Source organism: Labrys sp. Lb11 (assembly GCF_057554225.1).
Window position 1 is genome coordinate 270,574 of the sequence record NZ_BAAJOT010000009.1, and the last position, 16,480, is coordinate 287,053.

Consider the following 16,480-nt stretch of genomic DNA (forward strand, 5'->3'; position numbering starts at 1 on the left):
GCTCACACTTGTAAGTCTGAGCAGCTTTGATTTTGCATTGAAAATGCAAAATCAATCGTGGCGGCAGCCACGAGAAGCTGCTCAGGCAGGAACGCGGGCGGTTCTCACGACCGCTTGGGACTGTCGAGGCCGCGCTGCACGGCCGGGCGGGCGAGGCCGCGCTCCAGCCAGCCCGGCACGTGCTTCAGCGAGTCGAAACCGACGATCTCGCGGGCGCCGTAGAAGCCGATCAGGTTGCGAACCCAGCCGAGCAGCGAGATGTCGGCGATGGTGTAGTCGTCGCCCATGATCCATTGCCGGCCTTCGAGGCGCGTATCGAGCACGCCGAGCAGGCGCTGGGATTCGGCGCGATAGCGCTCGAGCGGCCGCTTGTCCTCGATTTCCCGGCCGGCGAACTTGTAGAAATAGCCGACCTGGCCGAACATTGGCCCGACGCTGGCCATCTGGAAGAAAACCCATTGGATGGTTTCGTAGCGCCGCGCCGCATCGGCCGGCAGGAGCTTGCCGGTCTTCTCGGCGAGATAGAGCAGGATGGCGCCGGATTCGAACAGGCCGAGCGGCTTTCCGCCCGGACCGTCCGGGTCGATGATGGCCGGGATCTTGCCGTTCGGGTTGAGGGACAGGAATTGCGGGGTCCAGCTCTCGTTCTTGCCGATGTCGATCAGGTGCGGCTCGTAGGGCAGTCCGATCTCCTCCAGCATGATCGAGACCTTGACGCCGTTCGGCGTCGGCAGGGAGTAGAGTTGGAGCCGGTCGGGGTGCGCGGCCGGCCAGCGCTCGGTGATCGGGAAGGCGGAAAGATCGGGCATCCAGGTCTCCGGAAGGGCGATTGCCGGACGACGATAGCCCGTCCTGGGGCATGCGCAACCCCGTGGCGGCGGTGGTTCCGCAGCCGCCGCTGCGTCAGGTCGCCCAGCCGGACTCGGATTCGAGGCCGGGACCGGCCGCGACGATCTCCGCGCTGGACACGACCCGGTCGCGCCCATTCGCCTTGGCCTGGTAGAGGGCACTGTCGGCCGCCCGAACGAGGTCCGACCAGGACGTGCCGTCCTGTGGGCCGGCGGCGACGCCGACCGAGATCGAGATGGAGCCGAGCCGGCGGCTGCGATGGGTGAGATGGATCTGCTTGACGGTCTGGCGCAGCTGCTCGGCGCGCTCGATGCCGGCCGCCAGCGAGGCGCCCGGCAGGATGAGCGCGAACTCCTCGCCGCCGTAGCGCGAGGCGATGTCCGACTCCTGGGCATGGTCGAGCAGCGCGCTCGCCACATGCATCAGCACGAGATCGCCGGCGTCGTGGCCGAAGGTGTCGTTGAAGCGCTTGAAGTGATCGACATCGAGCATGATGACGACGAGCGGCTGGCCCGAGCGCTGCATGCGCCGAAGTTCGCGCCCTCCTGTTTCCTCCAGGTATCGGCGGTTGAACAGGCCGGTGCTGGGGTCGCGGATCGACTGCTGGCGCAGCGTCTCGCGCAGCCGCAGATTGGCCAGCGCCAGGGCGATGGTGTCGGCGACGCCACGCAGGATCTGGCCTTGCTCAGCCAGCCAGTCGGTGGTGTCGGCCCCGTCCGAGCGGCACATGTGCAGGATGCCGAGCGTCTCGCCCTGGGCGGCCAGCGGCATGCAGACATAGGCCGCCACGCCCTCGTCGGCGACATGGCTGCAGCGTGGTGTGAGGCGGCCGGTGGCGAACACGTGCTCCTGGCCGCGTCGCAGCGCCCAGCAGTCCTCCGGCGCGAAATGGGCGGCGCTGGAGCGCCGGGCACCCCATTGCGCCATCTCCTCTACCAGGTTGCGCGAGGCGCTGGTCAGATGCAGGTTGCCGCTGAGGGCGGGGAAGAAGCCGGGCATGGCGGCACCCACCACGGCAAAGGCCTCGTCATAGGTGACGCAGGCCTGAAGCAGCTCGCCGAGCTTGACCAGCCGGGCCGTCGCCTCGGAATTTGCCCGCAGTTCGCGATTGAGGGCAGCAAGCTCCTCGGCCCGCTCGTTCACCGAGCGCTCGGCCTGGTGCAGGGCGCTGATGTCGCTGAAGGTCAGCACCGCGCCGGCGTCCGGCCGGCTCAGCGGGCTGCAACTGACGATGACCGGCAGGTGTGAGCCGTCCGGGCGCATCAGGCGCATCTCGCCCTGATGGCGCTGACCGGTGGCGACCGCCATCTCGACCGGCGAAGCGCCCTCCGGCAGGCCGGTGCCGGCATGGCTGCGCATGTCGACCACGGCCCGCCAGTCCTGCCCGGCAATGCGGTCGGCACGCCGGCCGAGCATCCGCGCCGCGGCGGGGTTGACCATGCCGACGCGGCCCTCGCCGTCGATCACGGCGATGCCTTCGGCGGCGGTGTGGACGATGTCTTCCACGAAGGTCTTCTGCTCGACCAGATTGGCCCGCGACGTCTCCAGCTCGCCGGCCATCGCGTTGAAGCCCTTGGCGAGATCGCCGAACTCATCGGCCGAGATCGGCTCGATGCGCGTTCCGCCCCTGCCGTTCGCCAGCGAGCGGATACCCTCGGTCAGGCGCCGCAGGCCGGCGTTGAATCGTCGCAGCAGCACCGTCGCCGACAAGGCCGCGATGATCACGCCGACACAGGCGGTGAAGCCGATCAGCCATAGGAAGTCGTTGACGCTCCGTTCCGCGTCGCGGAGCAGCGAGGTGTACTCGAAGATCACCGCGCCGTCATACGAGCCCGAATGCTCGCCGACCGGGACGACGACGAGGTTGGCCTGGCCGGCAACGTCGGTGCTCCTCTCGACGAAGCTGCGGGGGAGGCCGTCGGCGATCGTCTTGGCCACCTCGCCGCCGGCGTCATGGTTGAAGACGGTGCCGACATTGCTCCTCTCGTCGGGAATATCGGCCAGGATGACGCGATCGCGGTCGACCACGACGAAGTCGCGGTTCGAGCCGCGGTGATGGTCGGCCACGAAGGCTTGCAGCGCCTCGGGTCGTCGCAGCAGCGATGCCGGCGCGTCGGGCGCCTTGAAGGTGATGGACAGGCCGAGCTGGCGGGCGACGCTGGTCGCCTCGGTCACGGCGACGGATCGCGTCAGCTTCGATTCGACATAGATCGCCACGCCGCCCACGGCGCCGATGAGCGCGGTGGCCAGCACGATGGTCGCGACGAGGTGCGCCTTGATACGCAAAGGATCGATTCCGGACGGCCCGGAAACTAGCGGCATCGGCGCCGGAGATAAATACGTAGTGACGACGAGCCGGGGACGACGGCGTCCGGGCGCCCCGGCGATGCGGGGCATGGGCCGGCCCCGCCATGGAGCATTTGGTTCCGATCGCGCACCGGATCGGCCGCGTGCGGCGGCTGCCGTTTGGGCGCGCGGGCGAGAACCGCTATGATCCCGGGGCTCGAAGCCGCTGGTCCGCCATGCCCGTCACCGTCCCGAACCTGATCACCATCTTCCGCTTCTGCCTGGCGCCGGTGGTGGTGTGGTGCATCGCCTCGGGCGAATGGCGCTGGGCCTTCTGGGTGTTCGTCGCCGCCGGAGCCTCCGACGGAGTGGACGGCTTCATCGCCAAGCGCTTCGACCAGCGCACCGAGCTGGGGGCGACGCTCGACCCCCTGGCCGACAAGGCGCTCCTGATGTCGATCTTCGTGTCGCTCGGTGCGGTCGGCGGCCTGCCGTTCTGGCTGGTGATCCTGGTGGTGTTCCGCGATCTGATGATCATCGGCGCCGTGCTGGTGGCACGGGTCATGGACAAGCCCGTGGCGATCGCTCCCTCCATGCTGTCGAAGCTCAACACCGCCGTGCAGATCGCTTTCGCCGCCGTGGTGCTGTTCCTGAAGGGCTTCGGCTTCGACCTGCCCGGCGTGGTGACGGCGGGAGCGTTGGCGGTCGCGGCCTTGACCATCGCTTCCACCGTCCCCTATCTGCGGCAGTGGCTGCGCCATATGGCGACCTGAGGCACCCGGAGTAGCGCGATGTCCCTTCAGCGCCAGATTGCGTTCTGGATCGGCGCGCTTGCCGTGCTGGTCCTGCTGCTGTGGGTGCTGAGCAGCGTGCTGCTGCCCTTCGTCGCCGGGATCGTGCTGGCCTATTTCCTCGATCCGGTGGCACGCCGCCTGGAGCACCTGGGCCTGCCGCGCTGGGCTGCGACCAGCGTGATCATGCTGGTCTTCGTCATGGTCTTCGTCATGGCGCTGCTGCTGCTGGTGCCGATCCTGGTCGACCAGCTCGCCGGCTTCCGGGCACGGATCCCGGCCTATATCTCGGCGCTGCAGTCGACCCTGGCCAACCTCAACAGCGGCTGGCTCGGCACGCTGATCGGCGATCGGCTGCCCGACATCCAGAAATTGTTGTCGGATTCGGTCGGGCAGGGTGCGTCCATCCTCGGCGGCTTCATGGCCTCGATCTGGTCGGGAGGGCAGGCGATCTTCGGTGTCATCAGCATGCTGGTGATCACGCCGGTGGTCGCCTTCTACCTCCTGCTCGACTGGGACCACATGATCGCCAGGGTCGACAGCTGGCTGCCACGCCATCAGGTCGAGACGATCCGAACCATCGCGCGCGACATCGACCGGGCCATCGCCGGCTTCCTGCGCGGGCAGGCGACGGTGTGCCTGCTGCTGGGCCTGTTCTACGGCACCGGCCTCAGCGTGGTCGGCCTCAGCTTCGGCTTCCTGATCGGCCTGTGCGCCGGATTCGCCTCGTTCATCCCCTATGTCGGCTCGATCCTGGGCTTCGTGGTGGCGATGGGCGTGGCGCTGGTGCAGGCCTGGCCGAACTGGCACCTGCCGCTGCTGGTCGCCGTGGTGTTCGGCATCGGCCAGTTCCTGGAAGGCAACGTGCTGTCGCCCAGGCTGGTCGGCGGCTCGGTCGGCCTCCACCCGGTCTGGCTGATGTTCGCGCTGCTGGCGGCCGGTTCGCTGTTCGGGTTCGTCGGCCTGCTGGTGGCCGTGCCGGTGGCCGCAGCCATCGGTGTGCTCGTGCGCTTCGCGCTCTCCCAGTATCTGCGCAGCGCATTCTATACCGGCGTGCCGGCGGCTGCGCACGACGACCGGGAGGCGGGCGAGTGAGGCCGCCCGCCCGGCAGCTCCCGCTCGACCTGCCGACGACGCCGGCCCAGGGTCTTGAGGATTTCCTGGTCTCCGCCTCCAACGACGCCGCCTATCGGCTGGTGGAGGCATGGCCGGACTGGCCGGAGCGGCGCGCCCTCCTGGTCGGCCCGCCCGGCTCGGGCAAGACCCATCTCGCCGCGATCTGGGCCGAGGCATCCGGCGCCGTGACGGCGGAGGCCTCGGCGCTGACGGAACTCGACGTGCCGGCGCTGCTGGCCGGCGGGGCGCTCGCCCTGGAGAACGCCGACCGTATCGGCGACCGCGAGACGGCGCTGTTCCATCTCCTCAACCTCGCCCGCGAGTCCGGCGCGGCGCTGCTGATCACCGCCGGCGACCGGCCCGGCCGCTGGGGATTGACGATTCCGGACCTTCTGTCGCGGCTGCGGGCCCTGCCGACGGTGGCGATCGAGCCGCCCGACGATGCGCTGCTGCGCTCGCTGCTGGTCAAGCTGTTCGTCGATCGCCAACTGGTGGTCGACACCGGCGTCATCGACTACCTCGCCCGGCATATCGAGCGGTCCTTCGACGCGGCGCGGGCGGTGGTGGCCGGGCTCGACCGGGAGGCTCTGTCGCGCGGGCGACGCATCACCCGGGCCATGGCGGGTGACGTGCTGGCGGCCGCGGCAGGCTCGCCGCCGGCCGGTGATGACGCTCCCTGAGGGCTCAGACGAAGGCGACGCGGTCGCCGTGCTTGGCCTTCTGCTCGGGCTCGACGTGGATGGTGACGACGATGCCGTCGATCTCGCGGCGCAGGGCCGCCTCGATCCGGTCGCAGATGGCATGGGACTCGGTTACGCTCATGGCACCCGGCACGACCAGGTGGAAGTCGACGAAGGTGACGCGCCCGGCGAGACGGGTCCTGACGTCGTGGGCTTCGAGCGCCCCCTTCGAATGGGCGGCGATGGTGTCGCGCACCCGCCCCGCCACGTCCGGCGGCACCGCCGCATCCATCAGGCCGCCGATCGACTCGCGCATCAGCGTCCAGCCCGACCAGATGACGTTGAGGCTGACGAGAGTGGCCAGCAGCGGGTCGAGCACCAGCCATCCCGTGACCGCCGCCAGCCCGACGCCGACGAGGACGCCGCCCGAGGTGAGGACATCCGTCCACAGGTGCTGGGCGTCCGCGACCAGGGCGGGCGAGCGCCAGAGCCGGCCGTAGCGGAACAGCACGGCGCACCACGCGACGTTGACGACGCTGGCGAGGCCGTTGACGAGCAGGCCGGCGACCGGGGCGTCCAGCGGCCTCGGATTGAGGAAGGTCGCCCAGGCCTGGTGGATGATGGCGAACGCCGCCGCGATGATCAGCACGCCGCCGAGCACGGCCGAGAGATACTCGGCCTTGTGATGCCCGTAGGGATGGTTGGCGTCGGCGGGCATGGCCGCGAGCCGGACGGCGAAGAAGGCGGCGACCGCCGTCGCCACATTGGTGATGCTCTCGACGGCGTCCGAATAGAGCGCCACGCTGCCCGTCACCAGATAGGCCACATATTTCAGGCCCAGGACCGCGAGCCCGACGGCGATGCTGCCGAGCGCGAGTTTCAGGGTCCGGTTCATGGCGCCATCCGTCGCTTCCAGCTGCAGGGACAGGCGCAAGCAAAAGCGCGTCCCTGTCATGAAACGGCAGGGTTACTCATGTTGTTCCGGAGGCGCAATCGCTATCTTTGCAAGTAAGAACGGTTCGCATTTGCAGGTTGTGCAAGTTGTTTTCGAACCAGGGAGCGCGGCCGGAATCCGCCGGAGGGAGGGCGCGCGGCGCCTGCGCAGGTTGCCGCCGGCAGGGCGCGGTGCTCTGATACATGGACGTCGCAATTGCGTCGTATTCAACGCCGCGACGTGTTTCGGGAGTCGGTGATGACGGAAAAAGGCAGGGCGGCGGCGAAGGCTGCGGGAGTGGCGACGGCGATGCGCGCCGTCGAGATCGAAACGCCGGCGGCGGAGGCTCCCGCCGCCCCGCCGGCGAGGGAGGCGCTGCCGCTCTCGCAACTGCCCGAGCGCTTCATCAACCGCGAGCTGTCCTGGCTGCAGTTCAACCGCCGCGTCCTGGAGGAGGCCTCCAACAAGAGCCATCCGCTGCTGGAGCAACTGCGGTTCCTGTCGATCTCGGCCAGCAATCTCGACGAGTTCTTCATGGTGCGCGTCGCCGGCCTGGTCGGCCAGATCCGCGAAGGCGTAGCCGTCAAGAGCCCGGACGGGCTGACGCCGGCCGAGCAGATCGCCCGGATATCCGAGGGGGTCTCGCGCCTGGCCAGCGACCAGCAGAAGCGATGGACGCAGCTGCGCGACGAACTGCTGCTCGAAGGCATCGTCCTGGCCGAGCCGGCCGATCTCAGCAAGCATGAGCGGGCCTGGCTGGACGAGTATTTCCTCGGCCATGTCTTCCCGATCCTGACGCCGCTGGCGGTCGATCCGGCGCACCCCTTCCCGTTCATCCCCAATCTGGGCTTCACCATCGCCCTGCAACTCGCCCGGATCGGCGACGGTCGCGGCCTCAACGCCCTGATTCGCGTGCCCAACAAGGTCGAGCGCTTCATCCGCCTGCCCGACTTCGCCGAGACCGGGGCCGCCCGCTTCATCGCGCTGGAGAACGTGGCGGTGATGTTCATCGGCAAGCTCTTCCCCGGCTATACCGTCAAGGGGCAGGGCAGCTTCCGTCTCGTGCGTGATTCCGACATCGAGATCGAAGAAGAGGCCGAAGACCTGGTGCTGGAGTTCGAGACGGCGCTGAAGCAGCGCCGACGCGGCATCGTCATCCGCCTCGAGATCGATGCGGCCATGTCCGACGCCATCCGCCAGTTCGTCGCCGAGGAACTCGACGTCAGCGAAGAAGCGATCTTCCGCGTCGCCGGCATGCTCGGCCTCAACGAATTGTCGCAGCTGGTGGCGCTCGACCGGCCGGACCTGAAGTTCACGCCCTACACGCCGCGCTTCCCCGAGCGGGTGCGCGACCACGGCACCGACGCCTTCGCCGCCATCCGCCAGAAGGACATCGTCGTCCACCACCCCTACGAGTCCTTCGACGTGGTGGTGCAGTTCCTGCAGCAGGCGGCCCGCGACCCCAACGTCGTCGCCATCAAGCAGACCCTCTACCGCACCTCCTCCAACAGCCCGATCGTCAAGGCCCTGGCCGAGGCGGCCGAGGCCGGCAAGTCGGTGACGGCGCTGGTCGAGCTCAAGGCGCGCTTCGACGAGGAGGCCAACATCCGCTGGGCCCGCGACCTCGAGCGCGCCGGCGTTCAGGTTGTGTTCGGTTTCGTCGAGCTGAAGACCCACGCCAAGCTGTCGATGGTGGTGCGGCGGGAGATGGGCCAGTTGGTGTCCTACTGCCATGTCGGCACCGGCAACTACCACCCGATCACGGCGAAGATCTACACCGACCTCGCCTTCTTCACCGCCGACCCGGTGATCGGCCGCGACGTGGCGCGCATCTTCAACTACATCACCGGCTATGCCGAGCCGGCCGAGCTGGAGCGCATGGCGGTCTCGCCGGTGTCGCTGAAGAAGCGCCTGCTGGCCCATATCCAGGAAGAGATCGAGCATGCCAAGGCCGGCCGCCCGGCGGCGATCTGGTGCAAGTGCAACTCGCTGGTCGACCCCGTGATCATCGACGCGCTCTACGAGGCGAGCCGCGCCGGCGTGCAGATCGACTGCGTGGTGCGCGGCATCTGCTGCCTCAGGCCCGGCGTGCCCGGCCTGTCGGAGAACATCCGCGTCAAGTCGATCGTCGGGCGCTTCCTGGAGCATGGCCGCATCTACGCCTTCGGCGCCGGCCACGGACTGCCGCACCCCAAGGCCGCCGTCTATATTTCCTCGGCCGACCTGATGCAGCGCAACCTCGACCGCCGGGTCGAGGCGCTCTGCCCGATCCTCAACCCTACCGTGCATGAGCAGATCCTGGACCAGATCATGGTTGCCAATCTTATCGACAATCAACAGAGCTGGCGGATCTTGCCGGACGGTCTCTCCCAACGCATAGTCCCGGCCGCGGGCGAGGAAATCTTCAACGCCCACGAATATTTCATGACCAATCCGAGTCTGTCCGGCCGTGGAAAATCACTCAAGCACAGCTCGCCTCGCAGCCTGCTCAAGCGAGGCTAGAGACGTGGTGAAGCCGGGGCATCCGGATTTTGCCCAGGGACGGATCTGCCAGGGGCCGCCGATCGCCACCATCGACATCGGCTCCAACTCGGTGCGCCTGGTCGTCTATGAGGGGCTGACCCGCAGCCCCACGGCGATCTTCAACGAGAAGGCCATGTGCGGCTTGGGCAAGTCGGTGGCGATCACCGGCTATCTCGACAAGGGCGCGGTGGCCAAGGCGATCAACGCCCTGCGCCGCTTTCGCACCCTGTGCGACACCATGGGCGTCGAGCGGCTCTACGTGCTCGCCACCGCCGCCGCGCGCGATGCCCTGGACGGCGACGCCTTCATCGAGCAGGCCGAGGCGGTCTGCCGCTGCAGCATCGAGGTGCTGTCCGGCAAGCGCGAGGCCAAGCTTTCGGCCTATGGCGTGGTATCGGGCTTCCACCGGCCGGACGGCGTGGTGGGCGACATGGGCGGCGGCTCGCTGGAGCTGATCGACGTCCACATGCACCGCGTCGGCGGCGGCGTGACCACGCGGCTCGGCGGCCTTGCGCTGCAGGACGAGTCCGGCCAGTCGCTGCGCAACGCCGAAAAGATCATCAAGACGGCCCTGGCCAAGGCCGAGCCGCTCGAAAAGCTCAAGGACAGGTCGTTCTACGCCGTCGGCGGCACCTGGCGCTCGCTTGCCAAGCTGTACATGAGCCAGCACGGCTATCCCCTGCACGTCATGCACGGCTACACCGTGCCGGCGCGCGACATGCTGGATTTCTGCCGGCTGGTGACCCGGGTCGATTCCGAAACGCTGGTCGGAAAGGAGACGGTGTCCGCCGCCCGCCTGCCGCTGCTCGCCTATGGCGCGGCGGTGCTGGCCGAGATCATCCGCGTCGGCAGGCCCAGGGACATCGTCATCTCCGCCATGGGCGTGCGCGAGGGCCTGCTCTACACTCTGCTGGACGAGGAGACGCGCCGGCAGGATCCGCTGATCGCCGCCGCAAGCGAGCTCAACATCCTGCGCTCGCGCTCGCCGCGCCACGGCGAGGAGCTGTCGGCCTGGAGCAGTCGATTCATGGCCTCGTCCGGCATCGAAGAGACGGCGGAGGAGAAGCGGCTGCGCCATGCCGCCTGCCTGGTCGCCGACATCGGCTGGCGGGCCCATCCCGACTATCGCGGCGAGCAGAGCCTCAACATCATCGCGAATGCCGCCTTCGTCGGCATCGACCATCACGGCCGGGCCTATGTGTCCCTGGCCAACTTTTTCCGCCATGTCGGGCTCGGCGACGATGAATTGTCGCCGCGCATCCGCGAGGTCGCGACCACGCGCATCCTCGACCGGGCCCGCATCCTCGGCGCGATGATGCGGGTAGGCTACATCCTCTCCGCCTCGATGCCTGGCGTCCTGCCGCGGGCGCCGCTGCATGTCGAGCGCGGCCGTATGGTGCTCGACCTGCCGGCGGATCTGGAGGGGCTGGCAGGCGACCGCCTCGCCAGCCGGATGAAAGCGCTGGGCAAGCTGATCGGCCGCGAGCCGCTGGTGCGGATCGCGACGATGCAGGAGGCGGCCGAGTAGGCTGGATCAGACCGCCTCGCGCTCCAGCACCGCCCGCAGGAAGCGGCGCAGACGATCATTGCCCGGATTGCTGAAGATCCGGGCCGGCGGCCCTTCCTCGACGATCACGCCGCCGTCCATGAAGATGACGCGGTCGGCGACGTCGCGGGCAAAGCTCATCTCATGGGTGACGATCAGCATGGTCATGCCCTGGCGGGCGAGATTGCGGATCACCGCCAGCACCTCGCCGACCAATTCCGGATCGAGCGCGGACGTGACCTCGTCGAGCAGCAGCAGGCGCGGCTGCATGGCGAGGCACCGGGCGATGGCGACGCGCTGCTTCTGGCCGCCCGAGAGCTGGGCGGGGTAGGCCTCGGCCCGCTCGGCCAGCCCGACCTTGGCCAGAAGCCGGCGGGCCTCGGCCACGGCCGCCTCGCGCGGCACCCTGCGCACATGCACCGGCGCCTCGATGACGTTGCCGAGCACGGTCATGTGCGGGAACAGGTTGAAGTGCTGGAACACCATGCCCATGCGGGCGCGCATGGCGTTGATGTCGGTCTGCGGCGTGAAGTCGCGTCCCTCGAACACCATGCGCCCGCCGGTCGGGGTCTCCAGGCGGTTGAGGCAGCGCAGCAGGGTGCTCTTGCCCGAGCCGCTCGGCCCGATGATGGCGATGCTCTCGCCCTCGTTGACGGCGAGGTCGACGCCGCGCAGGACCTCATGCTTGCCGAAGGCCATGCGCAGGCCCTCGATGCGCAGGATCTCGGTCATCGCGGCGCCCTCCGACGCTCGAGCGCCTTGGCCAGCTGCGACAGCGGCAGGCAGATCGCCACATAGATGATGCCGGCCATCGAATAGATCTCCAGGCTGCGGAAGGACTGGCTGGCGGCATCGTACGACCGGTACATGACCTCCGGAACCGCAATCGTCAGGGCGAGCGAGGTGTCCTTGATCATGGCGATGACGAAGTTGGTGAAGGGCGGCAGGATCAGCACCGCGGCCTGGGGCAGGATGACGCGCCGCATGGCCAGCGCCGCCGGCATGCCGAGGCTGCGGGCAGCCTCGTACTGGCCTCGGTCGACAGCCTCGATGCCGGCGCGGAACACCTCCGCGGCATAGGCGCCGCCGATCAGGCCGAGGGTCAGCACCGCGGCCGTGAACGGGTCGAGGCGGATGTTGAAGGCGGTCAGGCCGAAATAGATGATGAAGAGCTGCAGCAGCGCGGGAGTGGCGCGGATCAGCTCGATGTAGATACCGGCCAGTGCGCGCAGCCAGCGCTGGGGGCTCATGCGGGCCAACGCGGTCAGCAGGCCGAGGCCGACGCTGGCGATCAGGGCCAGGGCCGTCAGCTCCAACGTTACGACGGCTCCGCGCAGGATGTAGGGGAAGTATTGCTGGACGAGTTCGAGATAGGCCGCCATGGGCGGAACTGCTCCGGGCGAATGTGGGGCGGAGGCCATCCGGCGGCCTCCGCCGTCGGCATCACTTCATCGAGCCGGTGATATAGCCGGGATTGGTGAGGCCGTAGCTCTCCATGATCTTCTTGTCCTCGCCGGCCTGCTGCATGCGCCGGATCTCCGTGTCGAAGGCCTCGATCAGCGATGCCGTGCCGGTCTTGGCGAAGACGTAATGGGTGGCGGGCAGCTTGTCGCTGCCGAGGTACTCCGGCGGCAGGTATTCGACGACCTTGAAATCGTAGCTCGGGTTCTTCTGCACGGCATAGTCGAAGGTGAAGCCCCACCAGATCGCCGCGTCCAGCCGGCCGGCCTTGAGGTCGAGCAGCATCGGATCGGCTGCGTCGAACTTGCGGATGTCGGCGACGCCGAAGCGCTTCTGGAGCTCGACGGCCTCCAGCTCCTGGGCCGAGCCGCGCACCGTGCCGATGACCTTGCCCTTGAGATCCTCGACCTTGTCGATGCCGCCCTCGCGGCGGGTGATGAGCACATCCATGCCGTACCAGAACGGCACCTTGTTGTAGGCCATGACCTTTTCGCGTTCGGGCGTGCGGTAGAGGCCGGCGATGACGTCGACACGATTGGCTTCCAGCGCCGGCGCCAACGCGGCGTGGACGAGCACCACCGGATCGACCTCGACGCCGATCGCCTTGGCGATGGCGGTCGTGAAGTCGGCGTCGATGCCTTTCCACGCACCGCTCTCGATGTCGATCCAGGCTTCCGGCGGGATGCTGAAGGTGCCGACGCGCATGTAGCCGCGCTTCTTGATCTGGGCCAGGAGATCGTCCTCCGCCCGGGCCGGGCCGCCGGCAAGAGCGGCGCCGGCGATGCCGGCGAGGGCGGTGTTGAAGGCGCGGCGCGTGAAAGTGCCGGTCATGTCGTTGTTCCCTTGTTGTGGATGGTCGGATGGCGGGCGCCGGGCGCTGCGTCCGGCGCCCCGGCGCTCAGAACTTGGGGAGCGCGTCGGCGAAGCGGCGGGCCGCCGCGAGACCGAAGGGGGTGCAGACGGTGGAGGGCAGGGGGGCGCCGCCGGCCTCGATGCCGAGGCGATGGGCGAGGACGCGCTTGCCGTAGGTGACGAGGTGGTCGATGCTCTCCTCCAGGAAGACGATCAGCGGCAGCACCTCGCGGTAATGCCGCTCGGCCTCATCCTCGCGGCCGGCGCGCATGGCGTCGTAGATCCTGGCGAAGAGGTCGAAGCTCTCGCTGCCCGGGATGATGCCCGCGGCGCCGGCGCGCAGCACGTCCGGCGTCTCATAGCCGCCGCGGCCGTTGAACACATCGAACAGTCCCTCTGTCTCCTCGACCAGCCGGGCGATGGCGACGGCGCTGCCCTCGGTCTTCGCGACACGGAAATTGGCGTGGCGGCGGGCCAGCTCGCGCAGGCCGGCATTGGAGAGGCCGATGCCGAGATATTGCGGGGCGTTCTGGATGCCGACCGGCAGGTCGACCTTGTCGATCACCGCGCTGAAGAAGGCGAGGAGCTGGCTCTCCTCGATATGCGACACCGGCGGGGGCTGCAGCACCAGCCAGTCGGCGCCGTGCTCCTTGGCCATGCGGGCGAACTCGATCTGCCCGGCGACGCTGTTCTCGGCCACGGTGACGCTCAGCGGCACGCGGCGGGCATTGGCGGCGCTGACCCATTCGAGCAGAGACAGTCGATTGTCTCGCGACAGCTTGTTGACCTCGGACGCAAGCCCGAGCACGGCGAGACCATGCACGCCGTGGCGGATCATCGCCTCCACCGACGCCACGACGGGAGCCTTCACCAGGCCGCCGCCGTCGTCGAAAAAGGCATAGATCATCGGGTAGATGCCGTGAAAGCCGGACCGGGTTTCGGGCAAGGCAACCTCCTTATTTATCGTTAAACAAACGCTACCCGGCTTAATCTGGATTGGCAAGTCCCCGGCAGGGCGGAAAGAGCGGACGGTCGGGGCGGCAAGGCCGCCGGAGCCCGGCGCGCCGGGGAAGGGCGGCCTTCAGGTCGAGCCGCCGACCTGCACGGTCACGGGCAGCAGGCATTCGCGGGCCGCCGGCGGGTTGCCGCGCAGCGTTTCCAGGATGATGTCGCCGGCGCGCGCGCCCATGGCGTAGGCCGGCGAGACCACCGTGGTCAGCACCGGATCGGTGTATTGCCAGGCATCGAAGGCATTGAAGCCGCTCACCAGGAGGTCCCGCGGCACCTGGCGGCCCTGCCCGGCGGCCCATTTCAGCGCGGCGATGCCCATCTGGTCATTGCCGCCCATCAGCGCCGCGGGCCAGCCGTTGCGTCCGACCTCGGCGGCCAGGGCGGCTTGCGTCGCCGTGAAGCCGCCGTCGCCGCAGACGACGACCTTGAAGCGCTCGCCCAGCCCGGCCTCCGTCATGGCGGCGTGGGCGCCGGCGATGCGTTGCTCGATCGCCGGCCAGGCGGCTTTCGGGGCTAGGAAGATGATGCTGCCGGCTCCGCGCTGCAGCATGTGACCGGCCAGGGCCCGGGCGCCGCCGAAGTCGTCCTGCCGGACCGAGCGCAGGTGCGGCTCGTCCGGCACCGGCTCCTGCACCACCACGACGGGCTGGCCCAGCGTGGCGAAATGCTCGATCAGGCGCCGGCGCAGTGCGGGGGGGCCGGAGAGGAAGACGCAGAGCGCGTCCGTTTCATGCCGTTTCATCAGGGCGGAGTGCTGCAGCTGCGCCGCACTCATGCCCTGCACCACCAGGCCATAGTCGCGCTGGTTGAGGAAGTTGCTCAGGCCGGCGACGAGGTGGGTGATGAAGGGATCGGCCAGGAAGGTCGGCGATTCGTCGACCACCACCATGCCGATCGAGAAACGCTTGGAGAATTTCAGGCTGCGGCCGCTGGCGTGCGGGCGGTAGCCGAGCTCGCGGATGGCGCGCTCGACGGTCTCGCGGGTCTCCTTGGTCATCGACCCGAAGCGGCCGTTCACGACGTTGGAGACCGTCATCGAGGAGACCGCGGCTGCCCGCGCCACATCGGCGACCGTGGGGCGGCGCGGCGGCAAAGGCTCGGAAACAGCCGCGTCGGGTTGGCCGGCAGCGGCAGGGCGAAGGGATCGAGGCGCTCTGGGTCTTGGTGGCTTCATGCTGCGATGAGAGAAACCGTTCCTTCGGACGAGGGGAGCGCGGCCCGGTTCGTCGGAGCCGGGCAGGGGGACTCACCGCTCGATCGCGGTGACCTTGCCCTTCTCGATCGCCAGCGCCAGCTTGCCGTGCTTGAGGGCGAGGGCCTTCTCGCCGAACAGCTCGCGTCGCCAGCCGTGCAGGGCCGGCACGTCGGCCTTGTCGCTGTCGGCGATCAGATCGAGATCGTCGGTGGTGGCGATCACCTTGGCGGCGACGCCCTGCTTCTCCGACACCATCTTGAGCAGGACCTTCAGAAGCTCCACCGTGGCGCCGGCGCCATTGGCGGCGATGCGGGGCGGCGCCTTGGCCGGCAGGGTCGCGGGGTCGCGGGCCATGCCGGCCTTGACCGCGTCGATCAGCTCCAGGCCGCTGCGCGAGCGCTCCCAGCCCTTCGGGATCATCCGGATCGAGGCCAGCTTATCCGGCGTGTCGGGGGCCTGCAGCGCGATCTCGACGATGGCGTCGTCCTTGAGCACGCGCGAACGCGGCACATTCTTGGTCTGCGCCTCGCGTTCGCGCCAGGCGGAGACCTCGATCAGGATGGCGAGGTCGCGCGGCTTGCGGATGCGTCCGCCGATGCGCTTCCAGGCCTCCTCGGGCGGCTGGCGATAGGTCTCGGGCGAGGTGAGGACGGCCATTTCGTCCTGCATCCAATGAGCGCGCTTGCGCTTCTCCAACTGCGCCGCGAGCTTGGTGTAGACCTCGCGCAGATGAGTCACGTCCGAGACGGCATAGGTGATCTGGGCCTCGCTCAACGGGCGCCGGGCCCAGTCGGTGAAGCGCGAGGACTTGTCGATGTGGGCGCCGGTCAGGCGCTGCACCAGCTGGTCATAGGCGATGCTGTCGCCATAGCCCAGCACCATGGCGGCGACCTGCGTGTCGAACACGGGCGAAGGGATGAACTTGGCCATGTGCCAGACGATCTCGATGTCCTGGCGCGCGGCATGATAGACCTTCAGCACCGCTTCGTTGCGCAGGAGCTCGTTGAGCGGTTCCAGGTCGAGCCCCTCCGCCAGCGCGTCGATGACCACGGCCTCCGCGGGGCTCGCCACCTGGACGACGCACAGCTTGGGCCAGAACGTCGTCTCGCGCAGGAACTCGGTGTCGACCGTTACGAACGGATGCCGCGCCAGACGGGCACAGGCTGCAGCGAGATCGTCGGTCGTGGTGATGATGGAGGTCATTGCATGAACGGATTGCGGCGGACTTGTGCTTAT

14 protein-coding genes are annotated in these 16,480 nt (G+C 68.4%); 5 read left to right on the forward strand and 9 right to left on the reverse strand.

Annotation, left to right across the window (positions count from 1 at the left end; genetic code table 11):
• Positions 1-104: 104 nt before the first annotated feature.
• A complete protein-coding gene (locus tag AC27L4_RS30080) occupies positions 105-809 on the reverse strand; it encodes a glutathione S-transferase N-terminal domain-containing protein (RefSeq protein WP_487146315.1) in 705 nt (234 codons plus the stop codon).
• Between the two features lie 94 nt (positions 810-903).
• On the reverse strand, positions 904-3,135 hold the full coding sequence (locus AC27L4_RS30085) for a diguanylate cyclase (protein ID WP_487146317.1): 2,232 nt from the start codon (positions 3,133-3,135) through the stop codon (positions 904-906).
• A gap of 236 nt (positions 3,136-3,371) precedes the next feature.
• Here AC27L4_RS30085 and AC27L4_RS30090 point away from each other — a divergent pair, with 236 nt between their 5' ends.
• From AC27L4_RS30090 to AC27L4_RS30100, 3 genes are read left to right on the forward strand one after another with little or no spacing between them, the layout of a single operon-like run.
• Positions 3,372-3,908: a CDP-alcohol phosphatidyltransferase family protein gene (locus tag AC27L4_RS30090; RefSeq protein WP_487146318.1), complete on the forward strand. Its 537-nt coding sequence runs from the start codon at positions 3,372-3,374 to the stop codon at positions 3,906-3,908.
• Positions 3,909-3,926: 18 nt separating this feature from the next.
• Positions 3,927-5,021, forward strand: coding sequence for an AI-2E family transporter (locus AC27L4_RS30095; protein WP_487146319.1), 1,095 nt, complete (start codon positions 3,927-3,929; stop codon positions 5,019-5,021).
• Positions 5,018-5,722 (forward strand): AAA family ATPase, encoded by a 705-nt coding sequence (locus AC27L4_RS30100; RefSeq protein WP_487146320.1) that lies wholly within the window; start codon positions 5,018-5,020, stop codon positions 5,720-5,722. Before AC27L4_RS30095 ends, AC27L4_RS30100 begins: the two co-directional genes overlap by 4 nt.
• Before the next feature lie 4 nt (positions 5,723-5,726).
• On the opposite strand, the gene AC27L4_RS30105 is transcribed toward AC27L4_RS30100, so the two are convergent.
• Positions 5,727-6,617: a cation diffusion facilitator family transporter gene (locus tag AC27L4_RS30105; RefSeq protein ID WP_487146321.1), complete on the reverse strand. Its 891-nt coding sequence runs from the start codon at positions 6,615-6,617 to the stop codon at positions 5,727-5,729.
• A 297-nt stretch (positions 6,618-6,914) separates the two neighbouring features.
• Here AC27L4_RS30105 and AC27L4_RS30110 point away from each other — a divergent pair, with 297 nt between their 5' ends.
• Positions 6,915-9,158, forward strand: coding sequence for an RNA degradosome polyphosphate kinase (locus tag AC27L4_RS30110; RefSeq protein ID WP_487146323.1), 2,244 nt, complete (start codon positions 6,915-6,917; stop codon positions 9,156-9,158).
• Positions 9,159-9,162: 4 nt separating this feature from the next.
• Entirely contained in the window at positions 9,163-10,707 is a 1,545-nt protein-coding gene (locus tag AC27L4_RS30115; protein ID WP_487146324.1) for a Ppx/GppA family phosphatase, read from the forward strand.
• Positions 10,708-10,713: 6 nt separating this feature from the next.
• Here AC27L4_RS30115 and AC27L4_RS30120 read toward each other — a convergent pair whose 3' ends face one another.
• From AC27L4_RS30120 to rnd, 6 genes are all read right to left on the reverse strand, one after another.
• Positions 10,714-11,457, reverse strand: a complete 744-nt coding sequence (locus tag AC27L4_RS30120) for an amino acid ABC transporter ATP-binding protein (protein WP_487146325.1) — start codon at positions 11,455-11,457, stop codon at positions 10,714-10,716.
• On the reverse strand, positions 11,454-12,107 hold the full coding sequence (locus tag AC27L4_RS30125) for an amino acid ABC transporter permease (RefSeq protein WP_487146327.1): 654 nt from the start codon (positions 12,105-12,107) through the stop codon (positions 11,454-11,456). Before AC27L4_RS30125 ends, AC27L4_RS30120 begins: the two co-directional genes overlap by 4 nt.
• Positions 12,108-12,168: 61 nt before the next feature.
• Positions 12,169-13,017 carry a substrate-binding periplasmic protein gene (locus tag AC27L4_RS30130; RefSeq protein ID WP_487146329.1) on the reverse strand — a complete coding sequence of 283 codons (849 nt, stop codon included), beginning with the start codon at positions 13,015-13,017 and terminating at the stop codon, positions 12,169-12,171.
• A 67-nt stretch (positions 13,018-13,084) separates the two neighbouring features.
• Positions 13,085-13,984 carry a dihydrodipicolinate synthase family protein gene (locus AC27L4_RS30135; protein WP_487146330.1) on the reverse strand — a complete coding sequence of 300 codons (900 nt, stop codon included), beginning with the start codon at positions 13,982-13,984 and terminating at the stop codon, positions 13,085-13,087.
• A 135-nt stretch (positions 13,985-14,119) separates the two neighbouring features.
• Complete coding sequence (locus tag AC27L4_RS30140; RefSeq protein ID WP_487146331.1) at positions 14,120-15,223, reverse strand: LacI family DNA-binding transcriptional regulator; 1,104 nt, start codon at positions 15,221-15,223, stop codon at positions 14,120-14,122.
• Between the two features lie 72 nt (positions 15,224-15,295).
• Positions 15,296-16,447 (reverse strand): ribonuclease D, encoded by a 1,152-nt coding sequence (gene rnd, locus AC27L4_RS30145; RefSeq protein ID WP_487146332.1) that lies wholly within the window; start codon positions 16,445-16,447, stop codon positions 15,296-15,298.
• Between the last annotated feature and the right edge of the window lie 33 nt (positions 16,448-16,480).

Coding starts and splice junctions, on each gene's coding strand:
- AC27L4_RS30090 (WP_487146318.1), top strand. CDS start 3,372: ATGCCCGTCACCGTCCCGAACCTGATCACCATCTTCCGCTTCTGCCTG.
- AC27L4_RS30110 (WP_487146323.1), top strand. CDS start 6,915: ATGACGGAAAAAGGCAGGGCGGCGGCGAAGGCTGCGGGAGTGGCGACG.
- AC27L4_RS30130 (WP_487146329.1), bottom strand. CDS start 13,017: ATGACCGGCACTTTCACGCGCCGCGCCTTCAACACCGCCCTCGCCGGC.
- AC27L4_RS30120 (WP_487146325.1), bottom strand. CDS start 11,457: ATGACCGAGATCCTGCGCATCGAGGGCCTGCGCATGGCCTTCGGCAAG.
- AC27L4_RS30105 (WP_487146321.1), bottom strand. CDS start 6,617: ATGAACCGGACCCTGAAACTCGCGCTCGGCAGCATCGCCGTCGGGCTC.
- AC27L4_RS30125 (WP_487146327.1), bottom strand. CDS start 12,107: ATGGCGGCCTATCTCGAACTCGTCCAGCAATACTTCCCCTACATCCTG.
- AC27L4_RS30080 (WP_487146315.1), bottom strand. CDS start 809: ATGCCCGATCTTTCCGCCTTCCCGATCACCGAGCGCTGGCCGGCCGCG.
- AC27L4_RS30140 (WP_487146331.1), bottom strand. CDS start 15,223: ATGAAGCCACCAAGACCCAGAGCGCCTCGATCCCTTCGCCCTGCCGCT.
- AC27L4_RS30095 (WP_487146319.1), top strand. CDS start 3,927: ATGTCCCTTCAGCGCCAGATTGCGTTCTGGATCGGCGCGCTTGCCGTG.
- rnd (WP_487146332.1), bottom strand. CDS start 16,447: ATGACCTCCATCATCACCACGACCGACGATCTCGCTGCAGCCTGTGCC.